Source organism: Nocardiopsis potens DSM 45234, assembly GCF_000341105.1.
In the GTDB taxonomy this organism is placed as follows: domain Bacteria; phylum Actinomycetota; class Actinomycetes; order Streptosporangiales; family Streptosporangiaceae; genus Nocardiopsis_A; species Nocardiopsis_A potens.
Map to the genome: position 1 here is coordinate 14,743 of NZ_ANBB01000011.1, position 12,575 is coordinate 27,317.

The following is a 12,575-nucleotide window of genomic DNA, read 5'->3' on the forward strand; positions in this document are numbered from 1 at the left end:
AGAAAAAAGACGGGCGCCGCCCCCGCACCCGCCGCTACCATCCCCGCCATGCACCACGACACCGCCCCGGCCGCCACCGGCTCCGTGACCCTGCCCGACGGCCGCACCCTGGCCTACGCCGAATACGGCGACCCCGACGGCACCCCCGTGCTGTTCCTGCCCGGCGCCGCCAGCGGGCGGCGGATGAGCTTCGGCGGCCCCCTGCCGCACCGCCGCGGCATCCGGCTCATCTCCATCGACCGGCCCGGCCTGGGCGCCTCCACCCCCGACCCCGCCAAGACCCTGCGCAGCGTCGGCGCCGACCTCGCCCACCTGGCCCGCACCGCCGCCGGCGGCCCCGCCCCCCTCGTCGCCAACTCCCAGGGCGCCCCCTTCGCCCTGGCCGCCGCCCTGGCCGGCGCCGCCACCCGCCTGGTCCTGGCCTCGCCCGCCGACGAGGCCGCCCACCCCGCCCTGCGCCCCCTGCTGCCCGACCACTTCCAGAACCTGCTGGCGAACGTGGCCGCCGACCCCGAACAGGCCGCCCGCGCCTTCGCCGACTACACCGCCGACGGCCTGTTCGACATGGTCCTGGGCTCCCACCCGCCCTGCGACGCCCCCGTCTACACCGACCCCGCCTTCCGGCGCATGTTCCGCGCCGCCCTGGACGAGGGCATCGCCGGCGGCCCGTCCGGCTACCCCGCCGACACCGTGCTGGCCATGTCCCCCTGGAACCTCGACCTGGACCGCATCACCGTCCCGGTCTCCATCCACTACGGCGCCCACGACCACGCCCACTCGCCCGACCGGTGCCGCACCCTGGCCTCCCGCATCCCCACCGCCCGCCTGCACACCCACCCCGACGCCGGCGGCTCCCTGCTGTGGGCCCGCCCCGAACCGATCCTCGACGCCGCCCTGCACACCGGCGACTGACCCCCGAAGGAAGGGGCCGGCGCCCGGCACCGCCCCGCCGGAAAACCACTGGACGCCCCGCACCGGCCTCCGCTGGACTGCGCGCATGGACCGGCAATGGACAGGGCGCACCACCCGGCTGCGCGGCGTGGAACCGGGCGACCGGCGCCTGTTCCAGGAGATGGACGCCGACACCGCCCTGCAGCGCGGCCTCGACGCCGTCCACCCGCCCCGCTCCGAAGAGGGCTACCGGGCCTGGACCGCCGCCGACCCCGACGGCGACACCTTCCGCCTGGTCATCGAGGCCCTGGACGGCACCCCCGTGGGCGCCGTCTCCGTCGACCACGCCGACCCCCGCACCGGGCTGTTCCAGCACGGCATCGCCGTCACCGCCGCCCACCGCCGCAGCGGCCACGCCTCCCAAGCCCTGCGCCTGCTGCCGGCCTACATGTTCGGCGAGCGCCGCCACCACAAGTGCGAAGCCCGCATCCTCGCCTCCAACACCGCCTCCCTGGCGCTGCACCTGGGCCCGGGCTTCACCCGGGAGGGCCTGCTGCGCGACCACGACTTCTTCGCCGGCCGCCACCACGACACCGCGGTCCTGGGCCTCACCGCCCCCGAATTCACCGCCGCCCGCTGAAACCCCGCCCCGGGTGCGCCGGGACACAGCACGCCACCGGTCCCAACGGCCCCCGTCGGCGGTAGCATGCCTTGCACCGCGGGCCGCGTTCGCGAACCCGCCCCTTCCTTTCCTCCTTCCCGCACCCTCCCGCCGTTCCGGCTGAAAGGCACACGCGTCACCGTGCTGGACACACCCGCCCCGCCACCGACGTCCCCCGCGCCCCTACGAGCCCCCGAAGGGAACGCGAACCGTGCCACCGGCTGACAACGGCGGCCGCCCCGGCGGCGCCCCCGGCTCCAACACCCGCCACCCCGCGGGCATCCGCATCGTCGCCGCGGTCCTGGCCGTGGCCGCCCTCGTCCTGGGCCCCATCGGCTACCTCAACGCCATCTCCGCCGGCGACGACTCCGCCGCCGAGTGGTACACCCTCGGCTTCGCCGCCTCCGCCGGCCTGCCGCTGCTGGCCGCCGCCGTCACCACCGTCGCCGGCGACCGCCGCGCCGCCCTGTGCTGCCTGGCCCTGCTCGCCTGGCCGCTCATCTACATCACCGCCATCCACCTGGCCCCCGGCCCCGCCTGAACACCCGCAGCACCGAGAAGCGGGGGGCCGCCGCACCCCGGCCGCCCCCGCCCAGGGAAGAACACCCATGTCACCCAAGAAGAAGAACAAGAACAAGCGCACCCGCCCCGCGGCGGCCCGGCCCGCCCCGGCCCGCGGCGAAGGCGGACGGGAGAAGGCGGCCGGAACCTCCCGCCGCCGCACCCCCGTCCCCCTCGACGGCCCGCCCCGCTGGCCCATCGCCCTGTGGAGCGGGCTCACCGCGCTGTGGCTCATCGGCTCCGCCCTGTTCTTCGTCCTCGTCCTCGCCGAAGGCCTCGCCCTGATGGGCGAGACCGACCCCGCCCCCGACGCCCTGCACACCACCGCCCTCTACCTGCTCGGCCTCATCGTGTGCGCCCTGGCCGTGCCCGCCGCCGGCGCCGCCGCGGCCGCCTGGCTGCGCCGCAAGACCGCCGCCGCCATGTTCGCCCTGGCCACCACCGCCTCCGCCATCGCCCTGTTCTCCCTGGGCTCCCCGGCCGAACTCTTCGACGCGCTGCGCGGCGGACTGGGCTGAGCACCGGACACACCAGCACCGCCCCGCCTGCACCGGCCCGCCCCCCGGATGCGCCATCATGGTGCACCGTGGGCGAAACGACGCACGACAGCACCGGCACCCCCGACGACCCCGACGGCCCCGGCGCACACCCCGCCGCCGGCGCCGACCCGGACGGAGAACCCGGCGCCCTGGCCGTGCCCGCCGAGGTCCGCACCCGCCTCACCCAGGTCACCGCCAGCGTCCTGGTCGACACCCGCGCCCTGGCCCGGGTCCGCGCCCGCTTCGACGACGACCAGGCCCACGCCCTGGCCCGCTACCTGTCGGCCGCCCAATCGCCCAACACCCTGCGCGCCTACCGCGCCGACTGGACCGCCTTCGCCGCCTGGTGCGCCGCGGAGAACCGCACCAGCCTGCCCGCCGAACCCGTCGACGTCGCCGTCTACCTCGCCGCAGCCGCCGACACCGTCCGCGACGACGACCCCGACCGCTGGGCCCTGTCACCCTCCACCCTGGAACGCAAATCCGCCGCCATCGCCGCCGTGCACGGCGCCCACGGCCTGCCCTCGCCCACCCGCTCCGAAGTCGTCCGGATGACCCTGCGCGGCATCCGCCGCAGCCGCCGCGCCGCCCCCCGCCGCAAACGCCCCGTCCTGCTGCACACCCTCACCGCCCTGCTGGAGCAGCGCCCCGACCCCGGCCACCCCGCCGGCGCCGCCCGCGCCCGCGACACCCTCCTCCTGCTCTGCGGATTCGCCGGAGCCCTGCGCCGCAGCGAACTGGCCGCCCTCACCTTCGACGACACCGCCCTGGACACCGACCCCCGCACCGGCGACCCCATGCTCCTGCTGCGCCTCAACGCCACCAAGACCGACCAGGAGGCCCGCCGCGACCAGCAGGTCGCCCTGCCCCGCGGCACCCGCCGCCCCACCTGCCCGGTGTGCGCCTACGCCGACTGGGCCGACCTGCTCACCGCCCACCGCGACGGCGGCCCCGCCGCCCTGCGCACCGCCCTGGAACACGACCCGCCCCCCACCGACCCCCGCGCACCCCACCGCTGCCACACCGCCCTGCCCACCCCCCTCGCCGACGGCGCCGCCCGCCCCCTGTTCCCCCCGATCGACCGGCACGGCCGCATCGCCGCCCGCCCCATGTCCGGGCGCGCCGTCTCCGAACTCGTCAAGCGCTACGCCGCCCGCGCCGGCCTGGACCCCGACGCCTTCGGCGGCCACTCGCTGCGCGCCGGCTTCGCCACCCAGGCCGCCCTCGCCGGCGCCGCCGACCGCGAGATCATGCGCCAGGGCCGCTGGACCAACCCCCGCACCGTCCACGCCTACATCCGCACCGCGAACCCCCTGGAAGACAACGCCGTGACCCGTCTCGGCCTGTGACCACCCCGTGTCTGTTTTATGGAAGGATGCCCGAGTGATCGATGAGTTTCGAGCCGCCTTCCAGGAGCTGATCGACGCCTCCGTGGCCTCCGACACCCACCGATTCCCCGACGCCGTGCACCGCGTCTACAGCGGGGCCCACCAGGTCCCCGCCGAAGAACGGGAACTGGCCCTGGAGGCCCTGGGCACCCTGCTGCAAGGCGCGCACACCGGACCCGGCATCACCGCCGACCTGTGCGTCGTCGCCGGCGCACTGGTCGAATGCGGCACCATGCCCGGCGACGCCGGCACCACCATCGTGCGGCTGCTGCGCACCATGGGCCAGGGCGCCACCGTCTTCCTGCACGCCTGGAACGCCACCGGCCCCGGCGCCCCGCCCGACCCCGACGAGGTCACCGCCGAGGCCGAGCAGCGGGTCGCCGCCCGCCTCGGCGACACCGCCACCACCGCCACCATCTGCTGGTGGACCATCCGCCGCCACGCCCTGGCCGCCGCCACCATGCTCGGCGACCACCGCGTCCGCGCAGCCGTCCGCGGCGACGCCGCCCTCAGCGCCGAACTCATCGCCATCGCCAACCAGCTCTCCGGCACCCTGCCCGAGTTCGACGAGCTGCGCGCCCTGCTGCGGATGACCGGCGCCACCTCCGCCCTGGTCCTGGACCGCGCCACCGGCCGCGGCTTCCAGGTGTTCTTCGAAGGCATCGGCGACAACTTCCAGCTGCACACCCTGCTCGCCGACGCCCTGGTCGGCCCCGAGGGCCAGGGCCTGCCCGGCCACCGCCCCGACCCGCGCTGGACCGCCGCCTTCCGCGACGCCGAACCCGACCCCCAGGCCGGCCCGGTCCGCGGCTGGTGGAACCTGCTCGCCCTGGACGGCTCCTGGGTGTGGAACGACGGCGTGCCCGCCGACATCCCCACCCACGACGGCGAGCACGTCCTGGTCCTGGCCGAGCAGCCCTACCCCCGCTCCTGGAACCCGGGCCGCCGCCACCCCCAGGTCAGCGGGTGGCTGGAGGTCGCCCACGAGGTCACCGGCGAGGAGCTGGAGCGCTGGTGGCGCCTGGCCGCCCCCGCCCAGACGCCCTCCGGCGCCTTCCCCCGCATCGCCCCCGCCGACCCGGAGCCCGCCGCAACACCCTCCGCGGCCGCCCCCGGCGCGGACCCCGCGGACCAGGAGCTGCTTCCCTGGCCGGGCGAGGAGTCCGCCGTCTCCGAGGCCGCCGCCCCGGCGCCGCCGGAGGCGCCCGCGGCCTTCCCCGCCCCCTCGGCGCCGCAGGCCCGCGCGGACTCCGAGGAGCCCGCACCCGCCGCCGGGGAGCCCTTCGTCGGTGATCCCTTCGAGGAGCCCCTGCCGCAGCCGGCCGGCACCGCGGAGGACACCGGGGACGCCGGCCCCCTCTGGGAACCGGAGCAGGAGCAGGAGCAGGAGCCGGGGGAGGGGTGGGACGCCCCCGCTCCGGCCGCCGAGCCCCCTTCCGCCGCCGAGGACGCCCCGCCCTCCGACCGGGAAGCCGAACCCGAGCCCGGGCCCGCCCCCGAGGAGGATCCGCACGGAGCGGACCCGGCGGAGGAGGACCCCGCCGACGCCCCCGACGACGAGGCCGGCGGCCCGCGGCCGGACGCGGACCGGGCCCCCGCCGACGAGGACGCCCCCGGCGGCGCCGATGACGGCGACCGGGCCGAGGAGCCCGCCGGCCGCCCCGACCGGGCGCCCGGCATCGCCCCCGCCGACGACTGGCAGGCCTACCCCCCGGTCACCGAGCAGATCCCCGTGCTCACCCCGGAGATGCTCAGCGCCTACGACGCCGAGCGGGAAGAGCGCGAGGAGCCGCCCCGCGCCCCCAAGATGCCGCCGCTGCCGCCCGGCGTCTCCAAGAACTCCGCGTGGGGGCCCCGCTGGCGGTGACACCGCCGCACCGGCCGCCGAACGCCCCGCCCGGGGCGGCGCGGCCGCCCCGGGAAAGGCCTCCGGCCCGGCGCTGTGCGCACCGGGCCGGACGGGCGGAGGCGGGCGGGTTCCGCCGGCCGAGCCCTTCCCGCGATCGCGGGCGCAGGGGCGGGGGCGCCCGGTCCCGCGCGCCTCACACCGCGTGGCGGCGCCGCCCCCTCGGGGCCTGCTCCGGCTCCTCCTCGTAGTCCTCGTCGTAGAGGCCGTCGAAGTACTCCTCCTCGGTGACCCCCGCCGGGTCGTCGGAGACCCAGCGCGAGGGGACCAGCAGCGGCACCACCAGCACCACCGCCACCGGCAGGAACACGCCCAGCTGCGCGAGGAGCACCGCGCCCTCCGCCCCGGGGACGAAACCGGGCACCCGCTCGGCCAGGGCCGGGCGCACCACCGCCACCGCGCTGGCGGCCAGCAGGCTCAGCCCGGCCACCCCCGGCAGCAGCGGCGTCATCCGCGGGGCGGCCGCCGCGATCCCCACCACCAGCGCCAGCGCGCTCAGCGCGGCCACGGTGACCAGGCCGTCCGCCTGGGTGAACGTCCCCCCGGCCCCCTTCAGCTCGGCCAGGCGGGGCTGGGCCCACCCGGCACCCGCCAAGACCACGGGGGCAAGGAGGAGGCCGACAAAGAAACCGACGACGTGTCGCACGGGCATCTCCTCTCGAAGTCGAGAGAGCACCATAGCGACAACTCCGCCGATATGGGCATCTCGGACACACCCGGTAGTCGGAACGCAGCGTGCCCGGACGCCCGCGCACCGCGACCCGCCCCCGACCACCCCCGCAGCGCACCCCGGGCACCCCGGCCCGGAACCTCCCGAACCCGTCACCCTCCGCGACCGCACCCGCCCCGCCCCCTAGGCTCGGACCCGTGAGCGACACGGAACCGCCCGCCCAAGACCCCGTCGACGACCCCGACGTCATCGACCTGGCCACCAGGATCTTCGACTCCGCCCGCCGCGGCGACACCGACTCCCTGGGCGCTTACCTCGCCGCCGGCGTCCCGCCCGACCTCACCAACGACAAGGGCGACACCCTCGTCATGCTCGCCGCCTACCACGGCCACGCCGACACCGTCGAGGCCCTGTGCGCCCGCGGCGCCGACCCCGACCGCCCCAACGACCGCGGCCAGACCCCCCTGGCCGGCGCGGTCTTCAAAGGCGAGGACGCCGTCGTGGAGACCCTCGTCGACCACGGCGCCGACCCCCGCGCCGGAACCCCCTCGGCCATCGATACCGCCCGCATGTTCCAAAAAGAGAACTACCTGCGCCTCTTCGAAGGCGGACCCCCCGACGGCCCCTCCGGGACGGCCTCCGGCACCGGTTGAACCCCGCGGCCCCCGCGACCTCGGCCCCTTTCCGCCCGCCCGGCGCGAGACACGCCCCTCCGCAGGAGGAAGAACGCGGAGCGGGGGAGCGGCCGCCCGCACCCGCGCAGCACATGCGGCCGATCAGCACGATCACGGCGGCGACGGCACAGGAAGGGCCGAAGTGCGGAAGCCGCCCGGGCGCGGCGCTCCACGGGGCAGGGGTTCAAGCAGGCGGCGAAGGCGGGAGGGGCACCGGCCGGTCGGTCGGGCGCGGCGTCCCACGGAGTGAAGGTTCAAGCAGGCAGCGAGGGCGGTGGTGGGGACCGGCCGGTCGGTCGGGCGCGGCATCCCGCGGAGTGCAGGTCAAGACGGGCGGCGACGGCAGCGGTGGGGGCGGGGCGGAGGCGGTCGCCCGGGCGCGGCGCCTCGCGGGGCCGGGGTTCAACCGGCGGCGAGGGTAGGGAGAGGGGACCGGCTGGTCGGTCGGGTGCGGCAGAGCGGGTGGGGGCGGTCGGGGTGGGCCGGGGGGGCGGGTTCGCCGTTCCCGCGTCGCCCGGTCGCCGGGGCCGGCCGCCCGTGAAACCGCTGCACCTCCCTGACCTGGGTGAATGCGTAGGGTGATGGTTGGGTGGGGTGCCCTGCGCATCGCGAGAGCACCCCGGTGATTCCCGGGCGCGCATCCCGGGCCGGAACGGGCCCCCAAGGGCTGAATCGCCTTGTTCGGGCCGGTGTTCGGGGGTTCGAGCCGCCCGCAAGGCCGGGAGGCAGGGGGCCGGAACCCGGGGAGGGATGGCGCGGGGGCGAGATGTCGCTTTTGCCCTGCCGGGAGGGCCCGCCTTGGCCACTCCGGGTAACCGAGGAGGGGGCAATGGGGGCTTCGGGGCTTGCTACTCGCTGGTAGATGTAATCGGGGTGCTCTCGCGGTGCGCAGGGCGCCTCCGCCTCCGCCCGTTCCCTGCCGCAAACCGGGCATAGGGGATAAGGCCCCCCCTGGCGGGAGCATGCGCCGGGCCTGGCCGGTGAACGCGGCGCCCGCCCCTCTCCCGCCTTCGCCGCCCGCTTGAACCCTGACCCCGTGAGGCGCCGCGCTCGGGTGAGGCGCCCGGCCCCGCCCCTGCCTTCGCCGTCGCCGCCGGTTTGAACCGCCACCCCCTGGGGCGCCGCGCCCGACCGACCGGCCGGTCCCCACCACCGCCGTCGCCGCCTGCTTGAACCTCCGCTCCGCGAGATGCCGCGCCCGGGCGACGCGCCTTTACCGGCGCCGTCGCCGCTGGTCTTGACCTTCGCTCCGTGGGGCGCCGCGCCGGACCGACCGGCCGGTCCCCACCGCCGCCGTCGCCGCCTGCTTGAACCTCCGCTCCGCGGGGCGCCGCGCTCGGGTGGGGCGCCCGGCCCCGCCCCTACCGCCGCCGTCGCCGCTCGCCCTGACCTTCGCCCCGCGAGACGCCGCGCCCGACCGACCGGCCGGCGCCCCTTCCCGCCCTCGCCGCCTGCCTGAACCCTCGCCATGCGAGGCGCCGCGCCCGGGCGATCGCCTGCGCCCCGGCCCTACCGCTGCCGTCGCCGCCCGCTTGAACCTCCGCCCCGTGGGGCGCTGTACCCGACCGACCGGCCGGTCCCCTTTCTGCCTTCGCTGCCCGTCTGAACCCCGACCCCGTGAGGCGCCGCGCTCGGGTGACCGCCTGTGCCCCGGCCCTACCTGTGTCCGCTGTCCGCCGCCGCCCGCCGCCGACGCCGCTGCGGTCCCGTCCACTCGCACCCCTTGCCCCCTCGGCCCCGGCCCGTGGGGGCCGTGCCGGCGGGGGTAGGGGAGAGCCCTCGCGGCCCCTCGGGCGAGGGGACCGGGGCCACCGGGGGACGGCCGGGGGGCGGGCGGGGTCAGGCCTGCCAGTCCACCGGGCGGCCGTCCTCCAGATAGACCACCGAACCCGCGTCGTCGGCGCGCACCGCCCACCCGATCCGGCGGGCCAGCCGCTCCGGCAACAGCCCCTCCAGCTCCTCCGGCCCCACCAGCCGCGCCGCCGACAGCTCCACCCCGTCCGGGCGCAGCCCCGCCGCCTCCTCCGCCGACAGCGGCCCCGCGAACACGTGCACCAGCGCCGGCCGCCCGTTGGGGAACACGCCCCCCGGCACCCAGTCCACCGCCACCAGGCCGCGCAGCCGCGGCACCAGACCCAGCTCCTCCGCGCACTCCCGGCGGCACGCCGCCAGCGGCGACTCGCCCTCCTCCACCGCACCGCCCGGCATCGCCCACCACGGCTTGTAGGTCGGGTCCACCACCAGCACCCGCCCCGTCCCCTCCTCCCGCAGCAGAGCCGTCGCCGCGCCCCGCACCCGCGCCAGCCCCTCGTAGAACGCCACCTCGGCCGGGTCCGCGCCCGGCCTCCCGCCACCGCCCGCCCTGTGCACCATGGCACCGACCCTAAGCCGCCCCCGCCGCCCCGCCCGCCGGTAGGCTCCCCCCATGCGACCCGTCCCATCATCGGCCCGCCGGGCGGCCACATGACCCCGGCCGCCCCCCGCGACCGCGCCACCGGGCTGGGCTACGCCCTCGCCTCCGCGCTGGCCTTCGGCGGCTCCGGCGTCGCCGCCCGCCCCCTCATCGACGCCGGAGTCGACCCCCTCCACGTCACCTGGCTGCGCGTGGCCGGCGCCGCACTCCTCCTGCTGCCCCTGGCCGTGCGCCACCGCGCCGCCCTGCGCACCCGCCCCGCCCTCCTGCTCGCCTACGGCGTGTTCCCCATGGCCGGCGTGCAGGCCTTCTACTTCGCCGCGATCTCCCGCATCCCCGTCGGCATCGCCCTGCTCATCGAATTCCTCGGCCCCGTCCTCGTCCTGGCCTGGATCCGCCTGGCCCGCCGGCAGCGCATCGCCCGCTCCGCCGCCTGGGGCGTCCTGCTCGCCATCACCGGCCTGGCCTTCCTCGTCGAAGTCTGGGCCGGCATCCGCCTGGACCCCCTCGGCCTCGCCCTGGCCCTGGCCGCCGCCGCCTGCCAGGCCGGCTACTTCCTGCTCTCCGACGCCGCCTCCGACGACGTCGACCCGATGGCCGTCATCTCCTACGGCGCCCTCATCGCCACCGCGCTGCTCACCCCGCTGGCCGCCCCCTGGAACCTGCCCTGGCACACCCTGGCCGGGCCCGTCGAACTCGCCGGCACCACCATGCCCGCCCTGCTGCCCACCGCCTGGCTGGCCCTCATCGCCACCGCCCTGGCCTACGCCACCGGCGTCGCCGCGATCCGCCGCCTGTCGCCCACCGTCGCCGGCGCCGTCGCCTACCTCGAAGTCGTCACCGCCATCGCACTGGCCTGGCTGCTGCTCGGCGAAGCCCTCACCCCCGCCCAGACCCTCGGCGCGGCCATCGTCATCGCCGGCGCCTTCACCGCCCAGCGCGCCGTCCCCGAAGCACCCCGCCCGACCGCCCCCGCCCCCGACCCGGCCCGCACCTGACGGCCCGACCCCGGACCGGGGGAACCGGGAGAGGGGCCGCCCCGCGGCCCCCGCCCCAGGGGGGCGCCACCACCGCCGCCGGGGGACCGGCCGCGTACACCGCGGGCCCCGCACCCCCGAGGGGTGCAGGGCCCGGCCACCGGAACCCGGCCGGCTACCCCCCGGCCGCGTCCCGCCCGTCGGCGCGCGTGTACAGCGGCTCCGAACTCACCGGAGTCCGCCCGAACCGGCGCCGCAGCTCGAACGCGACCAGCACCACCGCCACCGCGCCCAGCGTCGCCGCCAGCGGCGGCCGCTGGTCCGGCAGCACCGCCATCGCCACCAGCACCGCGCCCAGCCCCGCCAGCGTCAGCCACGACAGGTAGGGGAACCCCCACATCCGGAACCGCAGCGCCTCCGGCTCCTCCCGCCGCAACCGCCGCCCCAGCACCAGCTGGGACGCCACGATCGTCAAGAACAGCACCAGCAGGATCGCCCCGATCGAGGCCACCAGGAACGCGAACACCGTGTCCGGCCACAGGTAGTTCCCGATCACCGACGCATACCCCACCGCCGTGCCCAGAAGGATCGCCCGGGAGGGCACCCCCCGCCGGTTCACCTTCGACAGCGCCCGCGGCGCATCCCCCTGCCGGGTCAGCACGTGCAGCATCCGCGATGAGGTGTACATCGCCGCGTTCAGCACGCTCAGCACCGCGATGAACACCACCACCTCCATGATCAGCGGCGCCGCCGGAACCCCCACCGTCTCCATCACCGACACGAACGGGCTCTTCAGCAGCTCCGCGGTGTCCCACGGCACCACCGCCACCACCACCAGGATCGACGCGATGTAGAACAGCCCGATCCGCCACAGCACATTGGTCGTGGCCCGCGCCACCCCCTGCTCCGGCTCATCGCTCTCACCCGCGGCGATCGTCACGATCTCCACACCGCCGAAGGAGAACAGCACCACCACCACGGCGGCCAGCACCGCCGCCCACCCGTTGGGCGCGAAACCCCCGTGCACCCACAGATTGGACAGCGTCACCCCCTCGCCGCCCGGCCACAGCCCCAGCGCGTACAACCCGCCCAGCACCAGGAACCCCACGATCGTGGCGACCTTCACCAGTGAGAACAGCGACTCGGTCTCACCGAACACCCGCACCGACACCAGGTTCGCCGCCGTCATCACCACCAGCAGCCCCAGCGACAGCACCCACCCGTCCAGGCCCGTCCACTCCGACAGCATCGCCGCGCCGGCCACCGCCTCGGCCGCCACCAGCACCGCGTACATCCACCAGTACAGCCACCCGATGGAAAAACCCGCGCGCGGCCCCAGAGCCAGCCGCGCGTAATCGGAGAACGAACCCGACGCCGGCCGCGCCACCACCATCTCGCCCAGCGCGCGCAGCGTCAGCAGCACCAGCGCACCGGCCACCGCATACGACACCACCGCCGCCGGGCCCGCGGCGTTGATCACCGCACCCGACCCGATGAACAGCCCGGCGCCCACCGAACCGCCGATCGCGATCATCGCCATGTGGCGCCGGCGCAGCGTATGCGCCAACCGCGGGCCCGAGCCCGCCCTGTCTTCGTCGCGCCCCTCCACGGGGGCCCCATCCTGCGAGGTCACGACCACCGAGGCTACGCCCCCGCACACCACCGCCCGGCCACCGGGGCGCCCCCACCGCCACACCCGCCCCCGATATGACCCACATCACATTCCGCGCGGAGGGCTCACCCCTCCCCGCCGCACAGCACCCCCAGCGCCACCCGCGCATCCTCCTCACTCAGACACCCGCCCCGCGCCGCCGAGCACAGCAGCTCCCGCGCCAGCAGAATGTGCTGCCGCGACCGCCCGCCCGGACGCTCCAACCGCCCCTCCCGCCACAACG

Annotated in this window: 11 protein-coding genes; 8 read left to right on the forward strand and 3 right to left on the reverse strand. The window is 76.8% G+C overall.

Translation table 11 applies throughout. The features are described 5' to 3' along the window. Positions 1–48: 48 nt before the first annotated feature. From D459_RS0104250 to D459_RS0104275, 6 genes are all read left to right on the forward strand, one after another. Complete coding sequence (locus tag D459_RS0104250; RefSeq protein WP_017591756.1) at positions 49–912, forward strand: alpha/beta fold hydrolase; 864 nt, start codon at positions 49–51, stop codon at positions 910–912. An 85-nt stretch (positions 913–997) separates the two neighbouring features. Further along, on the forward strand, positions 998–1,531 hold the full coding sequence (locus tag D459_RS0104255) for a GNAT family N-acetyltransferase (protein WP_017591757.1): 534 nt from the start codon (positions 998–1,000) through the stop codon (positions 1,529–1,531). Positions 1,532–1,763: 232 nt separating this feature from the next. Then, positions 1,764–2,093 carry a hypothetical protein gene (locus tag D459_RS0104260; RefSeq protein WP_017591758.1) on the forward strand — a complete coding sequence of 110 codons (330 nt, stop codon included), beginning with the start codon at positions 1,764–1,766 and terminating at the stop codon, positions 2,091–2,093. 67 nt (positions 2,094–2,160) lie between these two features. Then, on the forward strand, positions 2,161–2,631 hold the full coding sequence (locus tag D459_RS0104265) for a hypothetical protein (RefSeq protein ID WP_017591759.1): 471 nt from the start codon (positions 2,161–2,163) through the stop codon (positions 2,629–2,631). 68 nt (positions 2,632–2,699) lie between these two features. After that, the gene (locus tag D459_RS0104270; RefSeq protein ID WP_017591760.1) at positions 2,700–4,001 is read left to right on the forward strand and encodes a tyrosine-type recombinase/integrase; all 1,302 of its coding nucleotides are present in this window, start codon (positions 2,700–2,702) and stop codon (positions 3,999–4,001) included. 34 nt (positions 4,002–4,035) lie between these two features. After that, complete coding sequence (locus tag D459_RS0104275; protein ID WP_017591761.1) at positions 4,036–5,907, forward strand: hypothetical protein; 1,872 nt, start codon at positions 4,036–4,038, stop codon at positions 5,905–5,907. Between the two features lie 175 nt (positions 5,908–6,082). On the opposite strand, the gene D459_RS0104280 is transcribed toward D459_RS0104275, so the two are convergent. After that, positions 6,083–6,547, reverse strand: a complete 465-nt coding sequence (locus tag D459_RS0104280) for a hypothetical protein (RefSeq protein WP_241484956.1) — start codon at positions 6,545–6,547, stop codon at positions 6,083–6,085. 266 nt (positions 6,548–6,813) lie between these two features. Here D459_RS0104280 and D459_RS30710 point away from each other — a divergent pair, with 266 nt between their 5' ends. Beyond that, positions 6,814–7,269 (forward strand): ankyrin repeat domain-containing protein, encoded by a 456-nt coding sequence (locus tag D459_RS30710; protein ID WP_017591763.1) that lies wholly within the window; start codon positions 6,814–6,816, stop codon positions 7,267–7,269. A 1,860-nt stretch (positions 7,270–9,129) separates the two neighbouring features. Here D459_RS30710 and D459_RS0104290 read toward each other — a convergent pair. Beyond that, complete coding sequence (locus D459_RS0104290; RefSeq protein ID WP_017591764.1) at positions 9,130–9,663, reverse strand: NUDIX domain-containing protein; 534 nt, start codon at positions 9,661–9,663, stop codon at positions 9,130–9,132. Positions 9,664–9,753: 90 nt separating this feature from the next. Here D459_RS0104290 and D459_RS0104295 point away from each other — a divergent pair, with 90 nt between their 5' ends. Beyond that, positions 9,754–10,701 carry an EamA family transporter gene (locus D459_RS0104295; RefSeq protein WP_017591765.1) on the forward strand — a complete coding sequence of 316 codons (948 nt, stop codon included), beginning with the start codon at positions 9,754–9,756 and terminating at the stop codon, positions 10,699–10,701. 154 nt (positions 10,702–10,855) lie between these two features. Here the strand turns inward: D459_RS0104295 and D459_RS30715 are convergent, their stop codons facing one another. Next, on the reverse strand, positions 10,856–12,220 hold the full coding sequence (locus tag D459_RS30715) for an amino acid permease (protein WP_017591766.1): 1,365 nt from the start codon (positions 12,218–12,220) through the stop codon (positions 10,856–10,858). Positions 12,221–12,575: the final 355 nt, after the last annotated feature.

Bases quoted from the DNA above. Each gene is read 5' to 3' on its own strand.
- D459_RS0104250 (WP_017591756.1), top strand. From the start codon at position 49: ATGCACCACGACACCGCCCCGGCCGCCACCGGCTCCGTGACCCTGCCC.
- D459_RS0104255 (WP_017591757.1), top strand. From the start codon at position 998: ATGGACCGGCAATGGACAGGGCGCACCACCCGGCTGCGCGGCGTGGAA.
- D459_RS0104265 (WP_017591759.1), top strand. From the start codon at position 2,161: ATGTCACCCAAGAAGAAGAACAAGAACAAGCGCACCCGCCCCGCGGCG.
- D459_RS0104290 (WP_017591764.1), bottom strand. From the start codon at position 9,663: ATGGTGCACAGGGCGGGCGGTGGCGGGAGGCCGGGCGCGGACCCGGCC.
- D459_RS0104295 (WP_017591765.1), top strand. From the start codon at position 9,754: ATGACCCCGGCCGCCCCCCGCGACCGCGCCACCGGGCTGGGCTACGCC.
- D459_RS30715 (WP_017591766.1), bottom strand. From the start codon at position 12,220: ATGGCGATGATCGCGATCGGCGGTTCGGTGGGCGCCGGGCTGTTCATC.